We start from the raw sequence: 24,319 nt of genomic DNA on the forward strand, positions 1-24,319 counted from the left end.
CGGGCGGCATCCCGGGGCGATGTATCTGTCGGTGCGATCAGCACGGGTCCACTGGTCACAGCGGCTTTTCGCCGTGCCGATTCAGTCCTTGCCGAAGAAGAGGATATTCGGGCCGTAGTCGGTGAGCGGGGCCTTCTCCGCGGACTGACGGATGCCCGCGCCGGGGAGCTCGGTGACCTTGGCGAACATCTCGGCATTGCCGAAGGCGGCTCTGACCTGGGTCTCGGAGGCGTAGTCGGCGCCGTAGTCGGCCAGGGTCGCGAAATCCAGGGGGGCCAGCGGGGTCTCGAGGGGTGCCTGGCCCGCCGGCCTGCCGAGCGCGGCGTACTGGGTGGCGACGCCGTTGTCGTAGAGGCACAGTTCGTAGGAGATCTTCTCGATCGTGGCGACAGTGAGGACCGGCCATTTCATCGAGAGGGCCACGGCGAGTGGGTGTTTGCCGAGGGCGCCGATCTCCCAGTTGAGGCTCTTCACCGAAATCCAGCTGCCCGAAGACTTTTCGACGAGCACCACATCGGCGCCGAGCTCGGTCTCGAGGTTGGTCTTGGGTTCTTTGACGCCCCAGTGCTTGTCGTGCACCCCGGCGAAGCGGCCTGCGTCGACGGGATTCGCGCCGTCCTGGGCGTACGCGGCGACGATCGCGGCGCGTACCTGGTCCAGCGCGTCCGGCGCCGAGCACCGGACGGCGATCGCGCCGTAGGTCGCGGAGATCTCGACCGGTCGCGACGGCGGCTCCGGCATCGCCCCTGCCGCAAGGGGTTTGAGACCGACCAGGGCCAGCCGCCAATTGATCTCGTCGATCGTGGCCAGGTCGCCACCCGACTGGTATAGGATCTGCTGCTGGGTGAGCCGCCCCGCGCGTTCGAGGGTCGGTGCGCCCAGTTTCACCAGCGCCTGCGTGGTCTTGACGGTGAGATCGAGCTCCTCGACCCGGGTTTCCCGCAGTTTCGCCGTGCTCGCGGTGGTGGTCACCTCGGAATACAGGGTGCGGTAGCTCGCGATGGCCTGCTTGCGTGAGCGCCCCACCATCAGGGTGCGCAGCAGAGTGCTCAGACTCGCCAGGTACTTGCCCGGTTGTTCGGAAGCGCGCGCGTACATCGCCGCCCGAATCCGGACCGCCGACTCACTGGCCGCCACCGCCGCGTCGTGATCGAGCCGCATCAACCACACACCGCACTTGGACAAACCGTCGGCGCACATGGCCGAAACATCCGGGTAGTCCTGCGCGACCTGCCGATACGCCGAACAGGCGCTGCGAATGGTGTTCGTCGCGAGCTGCCGGTGCCCGACCAGCCGTGTCGCCTGCTCGAACAACCGCAACGCGTCCTGCAACGCACCTGCGTACTCGTAGGAGACGTACCCCCCGACCAGCCAGTGCAGCCGGATCGCCACCGCTTCCTGCGCGGGCTCCAGCGCCTCCGCCGTGCGGTCGCGCCCCGACGGATCATCCCTGGTCGTGAGCAGACCCTGTGCGAGCTCGGTCAGCGATCCGGCCAAGCGCAGGTAGTCGTCGGCATGCTGGCTGCGGGTGTTGGCGCGATTGGCTGCCACGCGCCGTTCGAGGCCGCTCAGATCGGTCATGAGCAGTTCCATCGCGACGTCAAGCTGGGCACCCATCGTTCGTTCGTTCATGGCCGTCCGGCGGCCGCTAGCGCTTTGATCGAGTCTGTCACAGATCGGTGTCGGCTGCCGGATCGTTCGCCGGAACCGGCTGTTCATCCGGCATCGGTGCCGGTGTTTCCTTGGTGCTGTGCATATTTCGCATTGCTCACTAGAATGCGATGCGATCGAGTCGGCTGCGAGAGTCGGCGGTGGGGTGCTTCGAGGAGCGGTTAGCGTGGGCGATTCTCCCTGGTCAGGACTGGCCAGTAAGGCAAAAGTCAAGGTCGAGACGGGAGCCGCGCTCGAGGCGGCCAAGGCGTGCAGTACGGCGATCGAGGTGTTCAAGGGTTGCCAGAATCTGTTCCGCGACCACGACCTCAACAACTACGACGAGTCCAAGCTGGGCGGTAGCCAAGTCGACGCGGGTCCGCCGCTGCGGACCAAGTTCATCTCCGAGGCCACCCAGGCCAAGGACCTGCTGGGGCGCTATATCGACTCGCTCGAAGACCTGGTCTCCATGTTCAAGGCCGCGGGCGAGTCCTACACCGACACCGACAAGGGCTCCGGCGACAACATCGCCGCGCTCAAGGGTGATCTGAAGAATGTGAACTCCTCGCCGGGTGCCAAGGATATGAAGGGCGAGGTCTCCCAGGCCGGTGGTTACACTCCGGCCCACTGGGAAGTCGATGTCAAGGTGCGGCAGGGCACCGGCATGGAAATCAAGATGGAGAAGCACAACTACGACATCGAGACCGCGAACGTGCCCAAGCACGCGGGCACCGCGACGGCGGAATCGGGCGGTGTGCGGATACCCGTCCGCGCCGCGGACAACATGTCCTGGCGTGACATGTACGACCTCGGTCAGCGGCTGTCCTGGCAGGAGGTGGCCAACGACGCTCCGATCTGGGAGGCGATGGCCCATGCCGTGCACGGCGCCGCCTACAACCTCGAGCAGAAGCTCGGTGAGATCACCCGCGACCGGTGGGAGAGCCAGGGCGGTGACGCCGCGTTCGCCGCGATCTCCACGTTCGGCAAGTCGGCGATGACCGCGAGTGACTCCTTCACGATGATGCAGCAGAACCTCGAGTACACCGCGAACTGGTTGTACGCGACCAAGGTGTCTATGCCGATCGACAAAGAAGACAAGTGTGACGACGATCTGCAGGAGAACCGCGATCGGTACAAGCGCCACTACGTCGACGGTGTCGGGCAGACCGAGAAGCTCTTCCCCGCGGCCGCGGAGCCCGCGGCGCCGAAGGGGCCGGTGAAGCCGCCGGAGAACAACAACAACAATAACAACAACAATAACAATAACGGCAACAGTAATAACAACGGCAATAACAATGCCGGTGGTAACAACAACTCCGGTGGCAGCGGAAATTCCGGTGGCAGTGGCAATTCCGGGGGTGGGAGCCAACAGCAGGCGACGTCGCCGGCCGCCGTGGCTGCCCAGCAAGCTGCCCAGCAGGCGGCCGCGGAGCTGCAGCAGAACGGCACCAACGGTTCGCAGCAGGGCGCGAACGGTCAGACGGCGGGTTCCATCGGATCGAACGGATCCACCGGATCCACCGGGTCGTCGGCGGGGTCGAGCGGCTCGGGGTCGGGCGACATGTCCAGCATCCTGTCCTCGGTGATGTCGGCGGTGACGTCCGCGGTGTCCTCGCTCACCCAGGCGCTGCCCTCGCTGGCCACCGCGCTGCAGCAGGTGTCCGCCGACACCAGCGGTACCGGCGCCACGTCGGGCCTGCCCGATTTCACCCAGCTGGGCAACCTGTTCGGGCAGTTCCCCGACCTGACCGAACTGCTGTCGCAGTCGCCCGAGCTCAACCAGCTGATCGCGGACAACCCTGCCCTCTCGCCGCTGGCGGAGTTGCTCGGCATCGATACCGCGACGACCGTCGACGGAGCGGGACTGCCGCAGGAGAGCACCGAAACGGCTGCGGGCGAAGCATTCCCGCGTGCCTCGCTGCCCGACTTCTCCAATCTCTCGGGTCTGGGCGAGGTCGTCACTCCGCTCACCGGCTTGCTCGCGGAGTCGATGGCGACCGAAGCGCCCGCGCAAGTGGTGGAAGCGCCCGCGCAAGTGGTGGAAGCGCCCGCGCAAGTTGTCGAAGCGCCGGTCGAATCCGTGGAAGTCGGCGCCGCCGGCTCGCTCGCGCACGCGCGGCCGGAGGCGCAGGCGTGACGCGCAAGTGGGAGCTCACCGACATCGAATTCCGGGTGCTGTGGCAGCGATTCGTCGGCACCGATCTGCCGCGTCCGCTCACCTTCCAGACCAGGACTCGCCTGCACGAGGACTACGAGGAGGAGAAGTACCAGGTCTGGCAGCGTCTGCAGCACACGGTCGATCCGACGCTTCGCTCGGTCTTCGATGTGCTGGAACGGCCGGAAGTATATGTGCGGCTGCGTGGTTGGAACGATCGTGCGCGTGACGACGCCGACCAGTGGCTCAAGGCCAGGGCCGCGCGAGCCGGTGCCAACGGATACCTGGTCTACCAGCTCCCCGGTGAAACCCCCACCCACAGTGGTGGTTACACGGTGGTCGACATCGGTCCCCACGGCCTGGCCGACGCCATCGTCGACTTGATGCCGACCACCGGTGCGGGCACTGGCGGGATGATCCCGCTCGTCACCGACGCGAGCGCAGGCGCCGGCGACGAGTACGGGCAGCGATCCTCGATGTTCTTCGAAGAAGCCGACACCTCGGTCGTCGAGCGCAGCACCGAGTTCTTCAACCGTTCCGCCGACCGCACCGGAACGATCAACATCCTGCAGAATCAGTCCATGTTCGGCTCGCGCGGGATGCATCGCGACATCCTGGTGTGGCGCGATCTTCCCGACGACGGACGCTATGTCATCGAACTCCCCAGCGAGAATCCCATCGCCACCCCGATGTCGCGATCGGACCTGACCGAGAAGGTCAACACGTCCATCCAGCGGATGATGTCGCGCGTGGAATCGCATTGGGAAGCAAGCGCATAGGGGCCGCGAGGTACCCACCGTTCACAGCGCTTTCATCCCGGGTTCGTTCCGTCGTGCGAGGCTGTTGCGCACGCGAAAGAGTTGTGGTGTGCTCAGAGCCACCACTCGTGGAGGGATGAGGGCGATGGGCACCTTCGAGTACGACGCCGACGATTTCCGGACCGCGGCCGGAAAATCGCGCAACGTCAGCACGCAACTCACCGGCATCATCAATACGCTGAACAGCTCGCTCAACGGCCGCGGAAACGTCTGGGGCAACGACAAACTCGGTCAGAGCTTCAACGACGGCCCCGGCGGCAACGACGGTTACGACTCCTCGTGGACCAACACCAGCGACAACGTCAAGACGATGGCGAAGTCCATGGGCGAGTTCGCCGACGGTCAAACCGAAAGCGCCGACTACATCGACAAGATGGAAAAGGGCAACCGCGACGGCTTGAAGTAGCCGCCGAGCTCGGGGCCGGAAGTCGGTTTCCCAGTCGAGGACACGGCCGCCCGGCTTACATCCGTTGTTGCTTCAGCCCCAGCGTGTGTAGGTCGATGGTCCTGGTCCGTCCCGCCCAGGCGTCGTACACGAGGGCGTCCGGGCTGGTGATGCCGTATCCGTCGCGGAGACCGGTGACGGCGATGGCGGCAGCTCGTCGGCAGTCGTCCATGGTGACCGGCGCGTCGAAGTCGACCCACCACAGGTGGGCGTTGGCCGCGTCGGGCTGGTGCCAACCCGCGCGGGTGATCGCCCGCCAACCCGCCGCATCGGGCTGCCACTCCGGTTCGAGTGACTTACTGCCGACGAGTTGGGCCGACAGTACGTCCTCATCTCTCGCGAATTGCACGAACCTTCGGCCGGAGACCGGCTTGGGTTCGAAAATGATCACGCGGGAGGTGTTGGGGAGTTCGTCGAGCCCCGAGGCCAGGCGGTCGGTGAAGGTCACCCAGTCGCTCATAGCTGTCCCTGTCGGGAGAGCTGGACTCGGTGGTCGAATCCGGTCAGCCATTCGTTGGTGACCAGGGCCAGCTTGATCGACCGTGCGAGTTCCTGCAGGAGCAGGGTGGAGTCCGATCCCGCCCATCGAAGTTCTTCGAGATCGCCATTGATTTCAGCGGTCGGTGGGCCGAGCGTGGCGACCAGTGTCTCGGCCATGGCCGAGTAGGCGGCGTGGACCTCGGTGCGGCCCTCGCTCGTGTCGGGTCCGATGGTGCTGGCGTCGACTTGGAGGCGCTCGACGTGGCCGTTGTCGGCGAAGGCCTTTCCGCTGGCCAGGCCGAGCCCGGTGTCGAGAAGAGCCCAGGCGGGTTTGCTGGAGATGACCTTCCAACCGAAATGTTCAGCGATTCGAGGAATTTCGGTGAGCTGCCATGTCCAGTCGATGGCGCGCAATCGGGTTGCCAGGTCAGCGACTTCCTCGGTGGTTCGCGTGTGCCAAGCAGTCATCGTGGTGTCCTGTCCGGTTGGAGCGCAGAGCCTTCGGCGGGTCGGTCGAGTGCGCCTTCCTCGTCCCAGTCGCGGCGGAGGAGCAGTTGGTGTCGAGGGCTGTAATGGTCTTCCCGACGGATTCGGCCGGTGGTATCCCAGGTACACCAGTAACCGATGGGGCCGGTGGGGGTCGACATCCCAGCTCGGATGAGTTTGCCGTCGTCGTAATCGGTGTGGAGCAGTTCCTCGATGCGAATGTCGGGGTCGGTGGTGTGTTCGGTGCGCTGCCCGCTTGCGTCCCATTTTTCGAGGAGCAGGGTCGTACCGTCCAGGCCGAGGAGGGAGCGCTGGCTGAGGGTTCCGTCTTCGTGCCAGGCGAGCCAGAGACCGAAGTGCTGGCCGTGGGTCGAGGTGCCGGCATATTTGCGACTGCCAAGGGTGTACCAGGCGAGTTGTGGTCCGTCCCAGTGCCCGCGGGTGTACCAGGACAGTTCGACGATGTCGCGGGTAACCCAGGTGTATTCGGCGAGCTGTCCGGTGAACAATTCGCTGCGGTCGTAGCGGGTGTCGGTCGCGGAGTCGTAGTGGATGTCGGGGTCTTCGCGGTCGCGGACCCCGGTGATGGTGGGTTTGGCGATCGTCTTGGCGTCGAAATCTTCGATCAGGACACCGTTGTCGTTCCAGCGTTTGCGATATCGCAGACAGCCGCTCGGATCGTATTCGTACTCCTCGACGAGGCTTCCGGCCACGTTCTCGACTGTCCAGCGGCCGCTTGGGAGACCGCGACGGTACTCGCCGAAGAACCGTGGGCTGCCGTCTGGATAGCGTCCGTAGCAGTAACCCGAACGAACGCCGTCGACATATTCGTAGCCTTCGACAATGGTGCCGCTGCTGTCGTCGACAATGTCGCCGGTGAACGGCTTGCCTTTGTAGAGTGCGGTGTTGCCGTCCATCCGCAAATCGGCGTTGTGGAGACTGATCTGGCTATCCACGAGATTCTGGATCTCTTCGTCGTAGATGTATTCGTCGTCTGCCAACGTGAACCCTCCGCTTTCGGACTGCTCGATCGGACCCGGGATGCCGTCAGAAGTACGACAGGAACGCCGCGTCGAAATCGGGGTCGCGGGTGTCGAAGTTCTGGGGAGCGTAGTCGAGGGCGCGGACGTGTTCTATGAACTCGGTGGGCAGAACGAGAGCCTGCTCGGCGAGGTACTTCAGCGAGTCCTCGCGCCAGATCCAGACGCCGTCGGAGTACAGGGAGGGGCCGCCCTCGATGTCGGCGTCTCTGGTGAACAGGTCGGGGGATTCGCCCATGACGTCGAAGATCGCGCGAACCTTGCGCATGTAGTTCAGAATCCGGTCGCGGTCGCCCTCGACGGTACCGGTGGGCGCGTCGAAGACCGAGGGCAGCTCGTCGTGCCCGCGCTCGTACATCTCGCGGTACATGGCCACCGGCTTCAATTCCATTGCGTGCGTCCCGTTCTCGATATCATGGAGTCTGTGTCCGGCTCGGCGTGCTCGTCGGCTCGGGGTGCCCCGTCGTGCCAGCGCTTCGGCGTGCCCCGACCCCGATCCTTCGCCCGCACCGGCTGGTCGTCAAGTCGCCCGCGCGGGGTTCGTTCCGGCTGCCTGGCGTTCATTCTGTCGTCACCACGGATTCGTCGGTAGCTGTCACTCTGTTGCGCAGGCGAACGAGTTGTGGTGTGCTCGACCGGGCATCACTATTGAGGGATGAGGGGCGATGGCGACGTTCACGGGCTCGAGTTGGTGACGTAGCGCTCCATGATCGATCTCCCATCTGGGCTGCATTGGCTCTCGATTCTTGCCGGCATGGAGTGGCCGGAGGGCAATGAAGACGAGATGTGGGCCATGGCCGAGGACTGGCGCACGGCCGCAGACAGTCTTCGTGGCCTGGTAGACGACGTCGATGCCGCCAAAGATGCTGCGTTCAAGGCGTATCCGCAGGGCGACGGCGTCGAGGACATGCTCAAGGCCTTCGAGGGGATGGCCCGCGGCGATCAGTCGGTGACCAAGCTGGGCGAACTGTTCGACATCCTCGGCGACTCGGTGTATCAGACCGGCACCGAGATCGAATACACCAAGATCATGTTCCTGTCGTCGCTGGGCTTGCTGGCGCTGGAAATCGCTGCGGCGTGGATCTTTCCGCCGACGGCTCCCGCGGTGGAGGCCGCCGCGATCGGCGTGACCCGCGTGGTGGCGCGAGGAATCTTCGGACGCGTGCTGGCCGCGATCCTGCGGCACGGCGCGAAGGCCGTGATCACCCGGGTCCTGAAGTTCGTCGGCCAGCACGTGGCGATCGACACGGCGCTGGGCACCCTGCAGGAACTCGGCGTCCAGCAGTGGCAGGTGGATCAGGGCCACCGCAAGGAGGTCGACTGGAACCAGGTCAAGGCGGCCGCGGTCTCCTCCGCCGCCGGTGGTCTGGCGGCCGGTCCGTTCGGCAACTTCCTCGGCAAGCGGCTCGGCGACGGCATGTCGCCCTGGCTCAAGGGCGCGATCACCGGCACCGGTGCCGGTCTGGTCGGCGCGGGCGGCGGCATGCTCGGCCAATTCGGGTACGAGGGTATGACCCAGGGGTGGGATCAGGCCTGGAACAACCTGAAGACCGCGGCGTCCGACCCGCTGATGTGGAGTGCGGGCGCCACCAACGGCGGACTCTCGGGACTGAACAAGGCCGGGGCGAATTCCGCGTGGTCGGCGATGAAGCCCGGGTTGTTCGAACGTCCCAGCTTCAGCTCGCAGGTTCGCGATGCCATGCCCGGCCACGACCTCGGAACATTCGGGCAGAACGACGGTGCGGGCGGCGACGGGTCGTCCAACCGTCCCGGCGGTGAGGGCGAGAACCGGGCCGGAGCCGACGACGAGGCGACCGGTGCCGGTGACGACGACGGCGTGCGCGCGGGTGCGGGCGACGACACCATGGGCGGCGAGGGCTCGGGCGAGTCGCGAGCCGGTGCCGGTGACGACAGTCAGTCGATGCGCCCCGCGGGCAGCACGCAGTCGCCCGAGAGCGAAGCCCAGGGGCCGACGAATTCCGAAGAGGGACGGGCGAATCAGCAGTCCGGCGACGACGGGCAGTCCTCGGCCGAGGGCGGTGCGGCGGCTGGGCGCCAGGACTCCAAGCCCGAGGTGCAGGGCGGCGAATCGCAGGCGGGCGACGGTGGTCGTCAGGACGGCGGCGGCCGTGCCGAAGGGGAAACCCCTGCGGCGCAGTCGGATTCCGGGCAGGACAAGTCTCGGGCCGGCGAGGCCGAGCAGGCCGATGGTGCGAGCGTCGGCGAGGGCACGCGCACCGACGCGCAGTCGAGTGGTCAGCCGGTCACTCAGGTCAACGACACTCCGGCGACCAACCGGGACACCGCGACGCAGGCCGGGGCGCCGGTCGGCGCGGGTATGACGGGTGCCGGTCCCGCGGCGACGGCGGGGCCCTCGCCCGCCGCGACCGGTCAGGCGCCGGTCACCAATCAGGCCGCGACGCCGACGACCGGTCAGCCCGCCGCGAGTCCCGCTCAAACACCCAGTGCCCCAGCGCAATCGACGCCGCAGCAGTCCACTCCGGGCCAGCAGTCGACGCCCGCGCAGGGTTCGCAGCCCGCGGCCCGCCCCGGCGCGCCGGAAGTCCGCGCGGGGCTGACCGACGGCGTGCAGCCGGGATCCGACATTCGTTCCGGCGCACCGGAAGTCAGAACCGATAACCCGACTGTCGACGAGTCGGGGGCGGACCCGCAGGGCACCGCCGAAGATCCCGGTGCGACGGGTCGACCCGACGGTGAGAGCCGCGCGGGTGTCGGTGAACAGCGCGGCGCCGGTGTGGCCGAGACGCCGCTTCAGGGGTTGCAGGCTGCGCCGGGCGAAGCGCCGCCGACCCGCGCGGGCGAGCCCGACGCAACCGCCGACCGGACTCGGGTCGGCGATTCCGAGGTTCGGCCGGAGTCCGATCCGCTGGCCGATATTCCGCCGGTGGTGCCGATCGTCGGTGCGGACCCGGGCGCGAGCCCGGCCCGGCCGGGCGCGGAAACGGGTCGTCCCGGGCGACCGGGGGCCGGCGACGCCGCCTCGCCGCGGGACCGCGCCGACTCCGGCGATGATCGCAGGCAACCGCAGCCCGACGACAACGACAGCGGCCCGGTCTATGACACCCAGCTGCCCAACGGCCAAGGCGTCGTACACCATCCGACCGGCACGGCCATCGGTGAGGACGCCCGAACGCACCGGGTGAGTGAGAACGTCCGCAACGACGGCTCCCACGACGTGGTCGTGCACGGGCGGCGCGACGGTTCGGTGACTCCGAGCAACGGGGACCCGGTCCACCCGCGCGACATCGTCGACGCGATCCGCAGCAACCCGAATTACGTTCCAGGAACGCCTATCCGGCTGCTCTCCTGTCACGCGGGCAACAGCAAGGGCTGGGCGCAGTACATCGCCGACCAGCTCGGCGTCGATGTCACCGCGCCGACCGATCGAGTCGGTGTGCGGCGCGAGCCCGGCTCCGATCCGGTGATCGATCGCGGTGGCCAGTGGCGCACGTTCAGCCCGGAGTCCGCGACGACGCCGAGCGATACACCTTCGCCCAGAACGGATTCCGATCCGTCCGATACTCGTGATCGCGACACTCTCGACGGCGACGGACCACCACTGGATCGCGAGCTCGTCGACTTCATGAGCGACCAGGACCCGCCGACCCGCCCGACCGCGATGTCGTTCCTCCAACCCGAACCGGGGACCGTCAACGCACCGTTCAGCCGAACGCCCGGTGTCGACGCGCATCTGCTGGGCGTGCTGGATCCGAACGACCCGATGGTGCAGACCGCGGGCGATCCACCCCGGATCACCCATGTCGGCGGGGAGCCGATCGACGAGTTCTCCCACCGGCTCAGTGCCGAGCGCGGCCAGGCGTTCGTCGACGCGTCCACGCCGGACGCGGCCCTGGTCGCCGACTACGAGCAGCACAAGGCCCAGCAGAAGGCGCTGGAAACCGCGAAGTCCGACAAGGGCCGGGCGGTGCGCGATGCCGCGATGGCCCTCAAGGACGCCCGGACAGCACACACCCGCGCTGTCGAAGCCGCTGCGGACGCACGCAACCGCGGCGCCGAGGACGCCGACGCGCTCGGCCGCGCCGCCGAGGAGGCCGCGGACGGGGTGCAACGCGCGGAGGCAGGCGTCGCGGACGCCAAGGAGCAGGCCGCGGCGGCCAAGACCGCCCTCGACAACTTCCTGGCCGCCGACGCTGCCGAATCCGAGGCGGGCAATTCGCCCGCCAAGCGCTTGGAGAAGGCCGAAGCCGAGCGGCTGCCCGGCAAGCGGCGGGGCCACGTCACCTCCATCACCATCGACCGCCTGACCGGTCGCGTGTACGAAGCCGCCAACGGCACCTCCGAGCAGCGCATCCACCCCAGCGAGCTGCACCCGACGCTGCACGACAACGTCGCCCGCTACCAGGACCCCACCGACGCCTACCACAACGGGCGCGACCCGGCCCATTTCCCGCACACGGACAACCCGCTGGGCCACGCCGAAGTGCGCGGCACCAACGCCGCCCTGCACGATCGGGAACTGCTCAACCAGCAGCGTGACCCCGGCGATCAATTGCCGACCGACTTCGACGGCCTCGCCTCGATCCTCAATTCACCGTTCGTCCCCAGCCGTGGCGTCGAAGCACCTTGCTGTGCGAACTGCACCCGGGTGGTGCAGGGCACCGAGAGCACCGCGGGCCACATCATCGACGAAGGGGCACCCCGGGTCGACCCGCTGCGGCACGCCGATCTCGAACAGGCGGCCAGGGACGGCAATCCCATCGAACCCCGGTTGGTCTCACCCGAATATCCGGAGACCGACTTCATGGGCGACGACGATGATGTCGCGGGTCCGGATCGCGGATCTGATGATTCGGTCCCGAGCGGAATGGTCCGTGGCGACGACGGGTTGTTGCGTCGGCCCGGCGATCGGCTGGACAGCTATCGAGATCCGGACGGGACCTGGCATCACGTCGATGACCCGGCGAACTCTGTTCGAGACCAGCGATTCCGTCTCCAGCGCCCCGAAGGTGGGTATTTGCGCGGCGACCCGCTCGTCGACAGCGAATACCTCCACGAGGTGCAGAAGGGTGATTCGGAGACGCACACGATGCGGGACTCGGATCGCGCTGACGCATTGAGCGATGCCTCCGACCGTCGGATGGAACTCCAAACCGAGCGCAACGGGGTACGAGACGACCTCGATCGCCTCATGGGTGAGTTCGATGTCAAGAACCGACATGATCTGGCGCCGGAGAAGGTCGCTGGGAAGATCGAAGATCTCACCGCGGAGGTCATGGCCGACGAATCGCTGACCCCGGAGGAGATGGTCGCCAAGCTGGAGTCCCTGGCGGATCTGGAGTCCGTGGCCGAGCAGTACTACAAGCTCGGCACAGAGATGGTCGGCGTCTCGAAGTTGCTCGGTGAGACAGCGGGACTCGATGTGGCGCTGAGCCGACCCGGGGCGGTGCTGCTCACGCCGTTCGTCGGTGCGTTCGATGGTGCAGGCGTCGTCGATATCGCGTCGTATGTGCCACCCGCCCATGCTGATTCGTCGCCGACCCTGCTCGTGATCGAGGCCAAGGGCGTCGGCGCGGACCTCGGTGGTTCGAAGATCGCTCGCGCGGAACAGGGTTCTCCCGAGTACCTCCGGCGCACGCTGGACATGGATCAGAATCTGCGGCGCGTTCTCAACGAGATACCGGAACAGATGCGCGCCCGCGGTATCGATCCCGACAGTCCCGAAGGGCGCGCACTGCGAGAAGCCGTCGATGCGCTGCGCACAGCCCGCGACAACGGCACGTTGCAGGTCGAGTACAAGCTCGTCCACGCATCCGAGAAGGGCAAGGTGACGGTCACCGAACTGTTGCTCGAGCGAGACGGCACGAATCTGCTGGCTGATGTGCCCTTGCCGTTCGCTGCCGATCCGGCAGCAGCCCTGAACAATTCACCGGCGCCGGAAAGTCATTCGGAAACTCGAACCGGTGACGACCGGATCGACTATATGGACGACGACGATGTCTTGCCGACGGACTCGTCCGAAACTCCGGCCTCCCGGACCGACGATGCGGCCGACCTCGGGCCGGCGATGTCGAAGATCACACCGGTGCCCGAGACTGCCGATGATCCGGGTTCCAGTGATGTGCCCGATGCGAAGGCACACCTGCTCGGTGAACTGGACGGCGACATCGTCCGAGACGGCGACGGCGAGATCGTGTCGATCGATGGTGAGTACATCGACGACTATGCGCGCAGGCTTGCCGCAGACCGCGCGGCCGACTACGCGGCGGCGGCCGATGCTGCCAAGAGCCGGCGGGCTGCCGACATCGTGGCTGCCGAAGCCCAGCGCAGCGAAGTCGAGCGGCGGCTCGAAACGGCGAAGAGAGCGAAAGTGGACGCGATCGCCGCGCTCAAACAGGCGGCGCCGGAGGACAAGCGTGCTGCTGTCCAGGAGCTCAAGCGGACAGAGGCGACGTTCAACGGTCTGAGAGAAGAACTCGACCGCGCGCAGAGCGACTGTGTCCGGGCGTACGACACCCAGAACCCCATCGGCCCGGTCATGGCTGTCACGATCGATCGCCTCACCGGCCGGGTCTATGAGGCTGCGAACGGTCCCAGCGGCAGCCGCATCCAGGTCGACGAGCTTCATCCGCGCGTCGACGAAAACGTCAGGGCCACAGGCCAGGACATGGCGGAGCTGGCGCGCGGGGTGAGGAGCGAGCAGGCCTTCCCGCATGGTGACGATCCGCTGCGCCACGCCGAGGTACGGACTACCAACGAGGCGCTGCACGATCGCGACCGGCAAGGTGTGCCGACCGATCGAAACGCCATGCGCTCGCTGGTGCACGCTCCGGTGAGTGTCGGTAACCGCGACCACCCCGGAATGCTCTGCTGTGCGAACTGCACCAGAATGGTGTCCGGGACCGAAAGTGCCGAAGGCCATTACCGGAATCACGATGGCTTCGATCCGAAGGATCCCATCGCACCCGAGCGACGTGCGGACCTGGACGGGCAGCTGAATCCCGATGGCACCCCCCGCAAACCAGGATTGGTCTCGTGGGACGGCGCGCCGCGTGTCGACGACGGCACCGACTTCATGGGTGACGAAGACGGCGAAAACCGTCAGCGCAAACCGGACTTCGCCGATCCCGAACCCGAGACCCCACAGCGTGAGGTGCGCGTCGAACTCGGTGCCAACGGAGAAGTCGTCGCGCTGCACATCCAGCTGGCAGACGGGCAGTGGGTGGTCGCGCGTAACGACGGCGACGAAGCCACGCAGAATGTGCCCGCGCGCAACGACGCGGACATTCCCGAAGTCGATACCCGGAATGCCTTGCGGAAACTGGTCGACGATCTCAATGCCGGGTATCAGGGGCTGAATCTCAAGTACCCGTCCGGATCGGGTCTCGACGGACGCGGGCAGACCGCGTTGCGCGACGGCGTCAGTGGCGGCGCGCACCTGCTGACCGACCCGCCCGCGACGCCGGCACCCGCGCAGCCCGCGCCACCGGTGGACGGTCCGATGATCAGCGAACCACCGCCCGGTGCGGGCGATCCCGCGTTGAACGTGGCGCGGATCGGCAAGGAGGGGCTCACCTGGTACCACAACCGTGAGCACATTCCGGTGATCGGCGGGGTGCTGGGACGCGAGGCGGATTCGGCGGGCAATTACCGCCCGGTGTACTACCCCGACGGCACCGAATACCGGCCGTGGATCTCCGATGCCGATCCGAACGCGGTGCGCGACACCGTGCTCAGCGAGCTGCGGGCCAACCGGATGGACGCCGACGAGGTCCGCGACATCCTGAAGGAACTGTTCGCGGACGCCCGCGATCCGCGGTTGCGCCAAGACCTGATCGACGATCTGGAATTCAACGGACTCATCGACACCGACGAGGCGCGGGCGATGGAGGACGCGCCCGTTCCGCCCGCCGAGACGCCGCCGGAACAGCAGGGTCCGCCGCCCGAGGATGAGACGCTGGCCGAGATGGCCGAGCGGCTCGGTATCGATCTCGACGGTGAGGGACCCCGGGATGTGCGCCGGGCGATCGACCTCCAGAGCCACCGGCTGCTGCGCGAGATCGGTGCGATCGAGGGCCTGGCCGACGCGGCACGCCGAGCCGACGAGGAACAGACCCGCCCGTACCGGCGCGCCGATCATCCCGCCGACCCGGCGCCTGCCCCTGACGACCGGACGCTGCACGGTCCTGACCGCCTGCGCGAGATCGAGTCGGACGAACCACGGGACGACGCCGACTATTACGACGACGACGAACCGGGCGGCGCCGAGCCGTCGCGCAGTCACTGGGGCGACACCAGTTCCCCACGCCCGGTGCCGTTCTCGCGGGAGGTCAGCTTCCTCGACAAGGATCCGCTCGGCCGGTTCCTGCGCGACCTGATCGTCGCCTTCGAGGGCGTCACCTCGCTGCGCGACTACGACCGGGTCGGCAACGGCGCGGACCGGCTGCCCGAATGGGCCAGCTTCTCCGACGATCGGGAGCCGGGCCGGGACGAGGCGCGGGCCCGCGAGTTCTTCGAACACGCGCTGCGCCGCGACCAGCTGCGTGACGAATTGTCCGGCTGGGCGGCGATGTTCGGCCGTGACCTCAGCGATCTGTCCGGCGATCGCATGGAACCGACGCTCAACGAGCTGCGTGACGCGGCTCGGCAGCGGGCCCAGAACCTCGCCGATTTCATCGCCGCAGCGCAGCCGATCCTTCAAGGTGACGGCGCCGAACCGGTGGGCAAGTCCTACGGTGATCAGGTCGCGCGGGTGCCCGATGCAGACGGTGGGCCGGACCGGTTGCTGGTCGTCGACGGTGCGCTCGACCGGGAGGAGGCGCTGGCCCGCGCGCTGCGGGACAACCCGGAGCTGGCGATCGACATCGACAACGGGGTGCTGCGGCCCGACTTCCGGGCCGTGCACGCCGACGGCGCGGGCAGGCAGTTCCTCGATCCGGTGGCGACCCCGGAGGTGCAGCACATTCGGCGCACTGTGGACGGCGCCGAACTGCAGGTGACGATGATGCGCGGCGAGGACGGCGAGTGGCGCCCGGTCCAGGCGACACCGGAACCGCCGCCCGCCCCGCGCGACCGTGCGGACATGGTGCGCGACATCGTCGATCTGGCAAGGCAACTCGGTCTGGGTCCGGCTGCGCTGCACCCGGACAATATCGACGCCACCATCCGCGCGCTGCACCTGGACAACGCGGTGCGCGCCGGGCAGGCCGAGGCGCTGTTCGATTACGCCCGCACGATGGCCGACATCGAGACCTTCTACCTGATCGGCGACGCGCGCGATCAGCTGACATCGCGGCTCGGTATCGCGGAGGGCGAGCTCACGCCGAGACGGATCGCCGAGGCCCTGACCGATCCGAAACAGCGGCGCGGCAAACGCCAGCAGCAGTTCGAGGACCTGCTCGACGGGCAGCAGCGCGAACCGAGCAAGACCGCCGGTTACTCCCAGCAGCTGCGCAACGTCGACGCGGCCGCGGTCAAGGCGGCGCAGGAAGCGCTGATCAAGGCGCTGAGCCCGGGAAATCCGGAGGCACTGCGCCCGAAGGTCAGCAAGACCGACCCACTCACGGGCCGGTCGAAGGTCGGCCCGGCCGATAGCGGCATCGATCCGGCCAAGCTGCGCAAACTCGTCACGCGGATGCACCGGCTCGGCGCGGGCGACCACGCGCGAGGGGCGCTGGCCGCCTACGCCGACGCGCTGATGCGCATCGACCCGTACACCGATCATCCCGCGGGCACCAGAGCGGCTGATCCGCGCACCACCGGCGACCCGCACATTTACGACCGCAACGCGATCCACGGCCTGCGCGATGTGGTCGACGCCGCCGAGCCCGGTGCGAATCCCGTCGATTTCGCCGCCCAGGTCGCCGGCAACATCGCCCGCTCCTATGGCGCGGACGAGCCGGTCGGTCCGAATGATCCACGGCCACAGCCGAATCGAGACTGGGCGCGCTTGGTCGGCGTGGATGTGTCCACCGTCGACGGCGCGAAGTTCGTCGAGATCTACGAGGCCTACCGCGACGGCAAGATCGAGAAGCACGAGGGTCTGAGCCCGGAGAAGCTGGCCGCCGAGATCGCGGCCATCCGCGAGGAGATCCGCCTCAGGACCGAGCAGCTCGAGCAGCTGAAGGCGCTCACCGACGAGTTCTACCGGCCGGTGGCCGACCTGCCGCCCGCCGAGGGAACGCCGGCCAGGGAACACCCGGGGTCGCAGCCCGACGGGTTGCCCGAGGGTCGGCGCGGACTGCCCGCGGGGCCGGAGGGTGGCAAGCCGGGCGGGGGTCCGCGACCGGTTGGCCCGCAACCGGATTCGGGCCGACCCGATTCCGAGGTGCCGCCCGAACGCGGCCGCGACCTCGACGATCGGGCCGATGCGAAGCTCGACCAGACCATGCGCAAGCTGGACGAGGTCGCCGACGAACTGGCCGAACCGATTCCCTCGCTGGACGACCTGGTCGGACCGGGTGATCCGGTCGATCCGCTGGCGATGATCGACGACGCCGTCGAACGCCAGAACAAGCTGCACGACCAGGCGGACGAGCGCCGCGCCAACGGCGCCGATGCCGCGCTGGAGGACACGCTCCGTGATCTCGACGGTGTCGACGAGGACCTCGCCGCGTTGGAGTCGTACCTGCGCGCCCAACGGGATTTCGACGCCGCGCAGGCGGAGATCGCCGCCAGGTTCGAGGAACTGGCGGCCAGGGACGCGGAGGCCGCCGCGCGGCGTGGCGATGACGCCGAGGCGGATTTCGCCGTACGCGCGGCCGACCTGGCCGCGCTCGAGTCCTACCTCGCCGCGCAGCAGCAGTTCGACGCGCTGCGTGCCGAACTCGCCGAGGCCGCGCAGACACGGCCCGACGAGCTCGACGCCGAAGCGTTGGCCGACGCGCAAGCCCTCGAGTCGTATCTGCGGGCGCAGCAGGAATTCGATGCTGCCCGTGCGGAAATGGCCGCCCGGTTCGCCGCCGCGGTCGAACGGCAGGGCGCCTCGATGCCGGACAGCGGGAACGGGTCGACAGGCGAGAGCGACAACCGCTCGCGTGCCGAGGGTGCTTCGCGTGAAGACGACGGTTCGCGTGACGATGACGACGATTCGGGTGATCCGCCCGCGGCGCAGACGGCGCCCGGCGGCCCGCCGTCCAAGCCGCCGTCGCGTCCGCCGACCGCACCGAGCCCGGAACCCGAAGAGCCGGCCAAGAATTCGTCGCCACTGGATTTCGGTCTGCCCAAGACGCCCGCCGAACTGGCCGTACTCGGCGACGCCGTGGTGGATCAGCCGGTCACCGACGGTGTCGACGCCGGTGACGAACCCCAGCGCGCGTACCAACGCAGAGACTTCCTCAACGATGTCCACCAGTTCCTCCAGGAACTCAGCGATCTGCCGCCCTCGGTAACCGCCGACACGCCACCACTCACTCCACAGCAGGCCGAGCAGATCCGCGTACTCGCCGACGCCCTCGGCCTCGGTGACGCGCTCACCGGCCAGCGTGATCCGCTCGGAGCGCTCGCCGAGATCGCCGATATGGCGCGGGCCCGCGGATTCCTCGACAGCGCACTGGATCCCGACGCCGAACTCGGCACACCCATGCGGTATCCGGACGACTACGAGCCGCTCGACGTCGACGAGCTGCAGGACGGGCTCGACCACTGGCGGGTCGAGGGCGATCCGCAGGTGCGTGCCGAGATGGCCGAGGAACTGCGGCTGGCCGGACTCGACGACCCACGCCAAGCCCTCGGCGCCGATCCGGAGCCGAACCCGCAGGCCACGCCGCTGCACCCGTCCTCGATACTGCCGCCGGAAGACGGTGCCCGTCAGCCGGGCGGGCCGAGGATCGAGCCCGCGCAGCAGGCGATGGATCGCCTGGCCGCCAGGTTCGGTGTGGATCTCACCGATGCGGGCTCACTCGATGCCGCACGGTATCGCCAGTTGCTGCGGGCGGGTGCGGTCGAGGCGTTCGCCGCCGCGGTCCGGCATGCCGAGGCCGCCACCGATCCGCAGCAGCGGGCGCTGCGCGAGGCCATCGCCCGGCGCTGGGCGGCCCGGCTGGGACTGCCCGCCGACCCCGGTCTCGTCCGCGCCGCCGACGACATCAACCGGTTGCGCGCAGGGGTGACGCGCGACGCCGGTGATATGGCGCACCTGTATCAGATGGTGCGCACCGAGCTCGACGACCGCGTGCTGTCGCTCGACGTCGACGGCGACAAGATGCTGGTGCGGCTGGTGGCCGACGGGCCCGACGCCTGGCATCTGGAACCACTCGCGCGCATCGAACCGAAGCCGTTCACCACGACCGCGGACAAGGCTGTCGAGGTGCCGCCGAAGAAGAACTGGCTGCGCAAGCTGTGGGACCGGCTCGTCAATCGCGGTTACTACGGCGACAATCCGAAGTATCCGTCCGGATCGAGCATGGACGGTGCCGGTCAGTCGATGCTCGGCCACAGTGCCGGGCTGCCGTTGACCACGGTGAAGGACTCGACGCCAGGCCAGCCCGGCGGCGAATACGACCAGCTGCAGATCAAGTTCAATCCGGCGCGCATCCTCAAAGAGGGTGTGCTCATGTGGCAGAACCGCGAGCTGGTGCCGATCCTCAAGCACCTGTCCTCGCGGATCGCCGATCAGGCGGGCGAATTCCTGCCGCTGCGCAATCTCGACGGCAGCGAGTACAAGCCGTGGATCTCCGATGCCGACCCGCAGCTGCGCCGTCAGATCGAGCAGGACCTGCGTGACGCGGGGCTGGAGCATCTGCTCGAACCGGAGAGCTTGTCGCCCGAGGAGCTGGCTGCGCGGGAGCCGAAGCAACTCGCGGACTCCGATGAGCCGGTGCAGATTTCGAGCGAGGGCGAGGAAGTTCCCGCGGTTGCCGAACCGCTGCCGCCGTGGCTGCAGGATGTGGTCGACGCGGTCAACGGACGCATCTCCGATGCGACCGTGCTCGAGGCGATCGCCCGCGAACTCGGTGTCCAGCTCACCGATTTCAGTGAAGAAGGGCTGCGCAAAGCTGTCGCCGAGGCCGAATACCGGTTGCTGCGCCGCGACGGTGTGATCCAGGCGCTGGAAGCGGCCGCGCGATTCTTCAACGCCGAGCACGCGGACATCCCGTTCCGGCCCGCCAACTTCCACAGCAAGGACCCACTCGGCGCCTACCTCAAGGAAGTCGTCGCGGCCAAGGGCGACGAGTTCAGCTTGCGAATGCTCAACTGGCGCGGGGTGAACAACGGCGGCGAATGGGTCAACATCTGGGGCGATCTCAGCGACGACGGCGGCGATCCGACCGTTCACGCCGAGGACGCACGCAAGATCTTCGACGACGCGCTGCGCCGCGCCGGACTGCGTGACGAACGGTCCACCTGGGCACACCTGGCCGGGGCGGACCTGGAGGCGCTGGTCAACAATCTCGACGGCGAGATCGCGAGGCTGCGCGGGCAGCTGGACGACAACGTCGGCGTGCTCGGTGAATTCACCCAGCGGGTAGCCGATTTCAACGACAGCGACAGCGGCGACCGGCTCGTGGTCGACACCGAGAACGGCAAGATCGCGATCGTCGACACCGGGGCCGGACACGAGGCCGCGCTGGCCCGTGCGCTCGCCGAGGCCGACGCCGACTTCATCGACCGGCTCAACCGTGGCGAGGTCGACATCGAGATCCGGGTGGTCGGCATCGACGACGGCGGCCGCGTGCACATCCTCGAGGTCGACGCGCCCGAGGTGCGGCACCTGCGCACCGAGGTGGACGGGCGCACGGTCGACGCGACGATGGTGCGCGACGGGACGCAGCCGTGGCGGATGATCGAGCGGCCGCCCACGGGCGCCGAGCCGGCCGCCGACCTTCCCGCCGTGGCGAATGACACGAATCAGCCTGTGCCGGAACCTCGTTCGCTCGCCGAACTCAGGGCCGACATCGCCGAGGTGGCGCAGCGGCTCGGCATCGACGATCCGTCGAACCTGTCGGGGGAGCAGCTCGACGCGCTGCTCGCCGAGCAGGAACGCGCCAATCAGGTGCGGGCCAGGCAGGTCGAGGGGCTGGTCGACTACGCGCGCAGCGCCGACGCGATCGACAACTTCAACGCGCTGCACAATGCGCGCAGTGCGTTGGCACTGCGCTTCGGGGTCACGCCGGAGGCGCTCAGCCCGGAGGCGATCGCCCGTGGGCTCGCCGACCCGGCGACGCGGGTGGAGCTGCATCGTCAGCGGTCGGCGAACCTCACCGATTACGCGAAGCTGCTGCGCGCACTCGACCCGGCGGCCGTCGACGCCGCCCGTGACGCGCTCGCCCCCCATCTCGGCCTACCGCGCGGTGCGCTGCCGCTCGACGCGGCGGCGCTGGCCGAGGCGCTGTCCAACCGGGCCGCGCGCGGTGAAATCGACGATCTCGTCGGGCCGCTCGCCGACTACGTGCGGGCGCTCGCGAAGGTCGATCCGTACGCCGACAACCTGGTCTACAACCCGGACACCGACCCGCGCGCCATCGGCGACGACCCCCCGGTGCACTTGCGCGACGCCCTCGACTTCCTGCGCGAAGTGGGCGCCGACAACCTCGGCAACCGGTCGCCGCTACCCGCCGCCCCCGAGGACGCCGTCCCCGGACCGAGCCGCGACCACGCGCGTCTGCTCGGCGTCGACCTGACCGACGCCGACGACAAGCGGGTGGCACAGGTCTACGAGTGGTTCCGCGACGGCCGCATCGACAAGCACGAACGCCTGACCCTCGAACAGCTGGCGCGGGTGCACGAGGAGATCCGCGACGAGATCCGGCAGCGCGCCGCCGACATCGCCCGCCTGCGCGAGCTCCTCAACGAACCGTTCGTCACCGACCCCGAGATCGACGCGCCCACGTCCCCACTCGCGGTGGACGGTGGGCCGACCCACGGTGCCCCCACTCCGGATTCCCCCGCACTGCCCACACTTGATCGCGCCACGCCTGCGCGCCCCGGTACACCCGCGCCGCCGGCGTTGTCTGTGGGTCCGGATGTCAACGGCAACAGCCAGGTTCCGCCGGCGTTGCCTGCGGGTTCGGATTCCGATGGCAACAACGAGGTTCCGCCAGGGTTGCCTGCGGGGCGGGATGCTGACGGCGACAACCAGATTCCGTCGACATCGGGTGTGGGGCCGGATGGCAACGGCAACAACAAGGTTCCGCCGAGTTTGTCCGCCGGTCCGGATATCGACGGTGAGAACAAGGTTCAGCCGGGTGCTGGTTCGCGGCAGGATCCGGGCTCCGACCCGGCTGCCGAGAACGCTGACTCCGGGCTGCCGACACGGAGGCCGGGATCGCCGGATCCGAGCGAACGAGTGGGCCAGAGAGAGCGCGGCGACCTTGGCGACCCGGCGAATTCGCCGACTCCGCGCAGGGTCGGCCCGGTGGGCGCAGACCCGGACGTTGTTGCGGGCGAAGTCGATCCGAACGGAGACGTCGGCGCGGCTCGAACGGGCGACGGCAGTGCGGCTGGGCAGGCCATCCCGCGTGAGCCCGATCCAGTGGGTGCTGGCGCGAATGTAGTGGTGGGCGAAGCTGATCCGAGCAAGCCGACATCGGGCGTTGACCGGGGCGACACCGGCCGGGCCGAACAAGAAGGTTCGGAGGCGGGCCAGGGTGCGCGTCGGCCGTCGGTGGACGATCCGGATTCGGGTGTCGATGACGGCGAGCCGACCACGGCCGGAGACTCGGACAAGGGTGGGGACAACGCTGATTCGGGGGATCCGGACAAGAGCTTCGACCTGGATCGGGACGGTGGTTCCGCCGGGGACGGCCAGGATCCGCCGCGGTCGCCCGATGGTGAGGGGCGGCCGGGAGTGCGCAGGCAATTGCCGGGGTCGGCGATGCGTTCGCACATTCCGCATCCGCCGCACGAGTACGAGGTCGAGCTCGACGTGCCGGTGTTCGACGCCGTCCAATGGCCGGTGCCGCCGCTGGCGCTGACGCCGGAGCCACCGCTGCCGCCGGAACCGCCGAGCCGGCCGGAACCGCCGAGCCAGCCGAATCCGCCGTGCCCGCCGGATCAGCCGAATCCGTCCGTGCCACCGAAACCGCCTCTGCCGCCGGGCGAACCGCTGCCGCCGGGCGAACCGCTGCCGCCGGGCGAACCGCTGCCGCCGGGCGAACCGCTGCCGCCGGGCGAACCGCTGCCGCCGGTTCCGCCCGTGCCACCGTTTCCGCCTGCGCCGCCGGTTCCGACGCTGCCGTCTGTACCGACGCTGCCGCCGGTACCGACGCTGCCACCTGTGCCGCCGGTACCGACTGAGCCGCCGCTTCCACCTGTGCCGCCGTGGCCGACGGAGCCGACGCCGACTGAGCCGACTCCGAACGAACCGACAGTGCCGTCGTGGCCGGTCCAGCCGACACCGCCCGGCGGAAATCCGAGTCTGCCGTCTCTTCCGCCGTGGGGAACGCAACCCCCTGGCTCAGGCATGCCGGACCAGCCGGGAAGCGGTCAGCCGTTCCCACCAGGCAATGGTCAGCCCTATCCGCCGGGTAGTGGTCAGCCGTACCCGCCGGGTAATGGTCAGCCGTTCCCGCCTGGAAGTGGCCAGCCGTACCCGCCGGGTAACGGTCAGCCGTTCCCCGGTAGTGGTCAGCCGTACCCCGGTAACGGTCAGCCGTACCCACCTGGAAGTTCTCACCCGTACCCACCCGGCAACGGTCAGCCGTACGCGCCGGGCAATGGTCAGCCACCGGGTAACGGTCAGCTCTACCCTCCGGCGAACGGGAACCCGGCCCTCGACCAATCCGGTTGGCAGCAGCCGGGTACCGGCAATCCGCAGGGTGGTGCGCCGATGTATCCGCCGCCCGCGATGCCGCCTGCCGGTGGGCAGGGCGATGCCCGCAGGCCGTATCGGCCGGAGTATCAGCCGCCGACCGAGCACATCGTGCTGCTCGTCCGTCCGTACGGCGGTGGCGTGCTGGCCGAGTTCGATCCGCGGTCCGGCTCGTTGCGGCCCGCGGCGCCGGGACAGCTCGGTGCCGACGGCCTGTACGCCGATCTCGGTGGGGTGACGGTGATCTTCTATCGGCTCGCCGATCGGCTGATGGTGCAGGTCGGCGCTCAGCCGATCGAGCTCACCTGGGCCGCGCACGTGGGCTGGGAGCGTTCACGGCAGCGGATGACGCGGTTCACGGTCGCGGTCGACGGCAGGCCGATGGGTGAGCTGATCTACCGTTCGCTGCCGCCGGAGCTGGACCTCGGCCTGCTGATCCGTAACGTGGTTGCCGATCCGGCGGGCCGGATGACAATCTTCAGCGACCGAGTCTGATGCGATCGGAGAGGTTTCGAA

Annotated in this window: 9 protein-coding genes; 4 read left to right on the top strand and 5 right to left on the bottom strand. The window is 68.3% G+C overall.

All coding sequences use genetic code 11. The features are described from left to right. Positions 1-81 precede the first annotated feature (81 nt). Positions 82-1,617, bottom strand: coding sequence for a hypothetical protein (locus ACFULV_RS14775; RefSeq protein ID WP_378656679.1), 1,536 nt, complete (start codon positions 1,615-1,617; stop codon positions 82-84). A gap of 220 nt (positions 1,618-1,837) precedes the next feature. On the opposite strand from ACFULV_RS14775, the gene ACFULV_RS14780 reads away from it, so the two are divergent. From ACFULV_RS14780 to ACFULV_RS14790, 3 genes are all read left to right on the top strand, one after another. Then, positions 1,838-3,787, top strand: coding sequence for a hypothetical protein (locus ACFULV_RS14780; protein WP_378656682.1), 1,950 nt, complete (start codon positions 1,838-1,840; stop codon positions 3,785-3,787). Beyond that, positions 3,784-4,584 (top strand): ESX secretion-associated protein EspG, encoded by an 801-nt coding sequence (locus ACFULV_RS14785; RefSeq protein WP_378656685.1) that lies wholly within the window; start codon positions 3,784-3,786, stop codon positions 4,582-4,584. The genes ACFULV_RS14780 and ACFULV_RS14785 overlap by 4 nt, the downstream gene beginning before the upstream one ends. 124 nt (positions 4,585-4,708) lie before the next feature. Next, the gene (locus tag ACFULV_RS14790) at positions 4,709-5,029 is read left to right on the top strand and encodes a WXG100 family type VII secretion target (protein WP_378632285.1); all 321 of its coding nucleotides are present in this window, start codon (positions 4,709-4,711) and stop codon (positions 5,027-5,029) included. Positions 5,030-5,084: 55 nt separating this feature from the next. Here ACFULV_RS14790 and ACFULV_RS14795 read toward each other — a convergent pair whose 3' ends face one another. Genes ACFULV_RS14795 through ACFULV_RS14810 form a run of 4 tightly spaced genes read right to left on the bottom strand, consistent with a single transcriptional unit; the run spans position 5,085 to position 7,465 of the window. Then, positions 5,085-5,528: a hypothetical protein gene (locus ACFULV_RS14795; protein WP_378656688.1), complete on the bottom strand. Its 444-nt coding sequence runs from the start codon at positions 5,526-5,528 to the stop codon at positions 5,085-5,087. Next, positions 5,525-6,016, bottom strand: coding sequence for a DUF6301 family protein (locus ACFULV_RS14800; RefSeq protein ID WP_378656691.1), 492 nt, complete (start codon positions 6,014-6,016; stop codon positions 5,525-5,527). The genes ACFULV_RS14795 and ACFULV_RS14800 overlap by 4 nt, the downstream gene beginning before the upstream one ends. Continuing rightward, the gene (locus ACFULV_RS14805) at positions 6,013-7,035 is read right to left on the bottom strand and encodes a hypothetical protein (RefSeq protein WP_378656695.1); all 1,023 of its coding nucleotides are present in this window, start codon (positions 7,033-7,035) and stop codon (positions 6,013-6,015) included. Before ACFULV_RS14805 ends, ACFULV_RS14800 begins: the two co-directional genes overlap by 4 nt. Before the next feature lie 46 nt (positions 7,036-7,081). Further along, positions 7,082-7,465, bottom strand: a complete 384-nt coding sequence (locus tag ACFULV_RS14810; protein WP_378632296.1) for a hypothetical protein — start codon at positions 7,463-7,465, stop codon at positions 7,082-7,084. Between the two features lie 363 nt (positions 7,466-7,828). Here ACFULV_RS14810 and ACFULV_RS14815 point away from each other — a divergent pair, with 363 nt between their 5' ends. Then, positions 7,829-24,298 (top strand): hypothetical protein, encoded by a 16,470-nt coding sequence (locus tag ACFULV_RS14815; RefSeq protein WP_378656698.1) that lies wholly within the window; start codon positions 7,829-7,831, stop codon positions 24,296-24,298. Positions 24,299-24,319: the final 21 nt, after the last annotated feature.

Origin of the sequence: Nocardia sp. NPDC057272 (assembly GCF_042668615.1) — a bacterium.
Taxonomy (GTDB): domain Bacteria; phylum Actinomycetota; class Actinomycetes; order Mycobacteriales; family Mycobacteriaceae; genus Nocardia.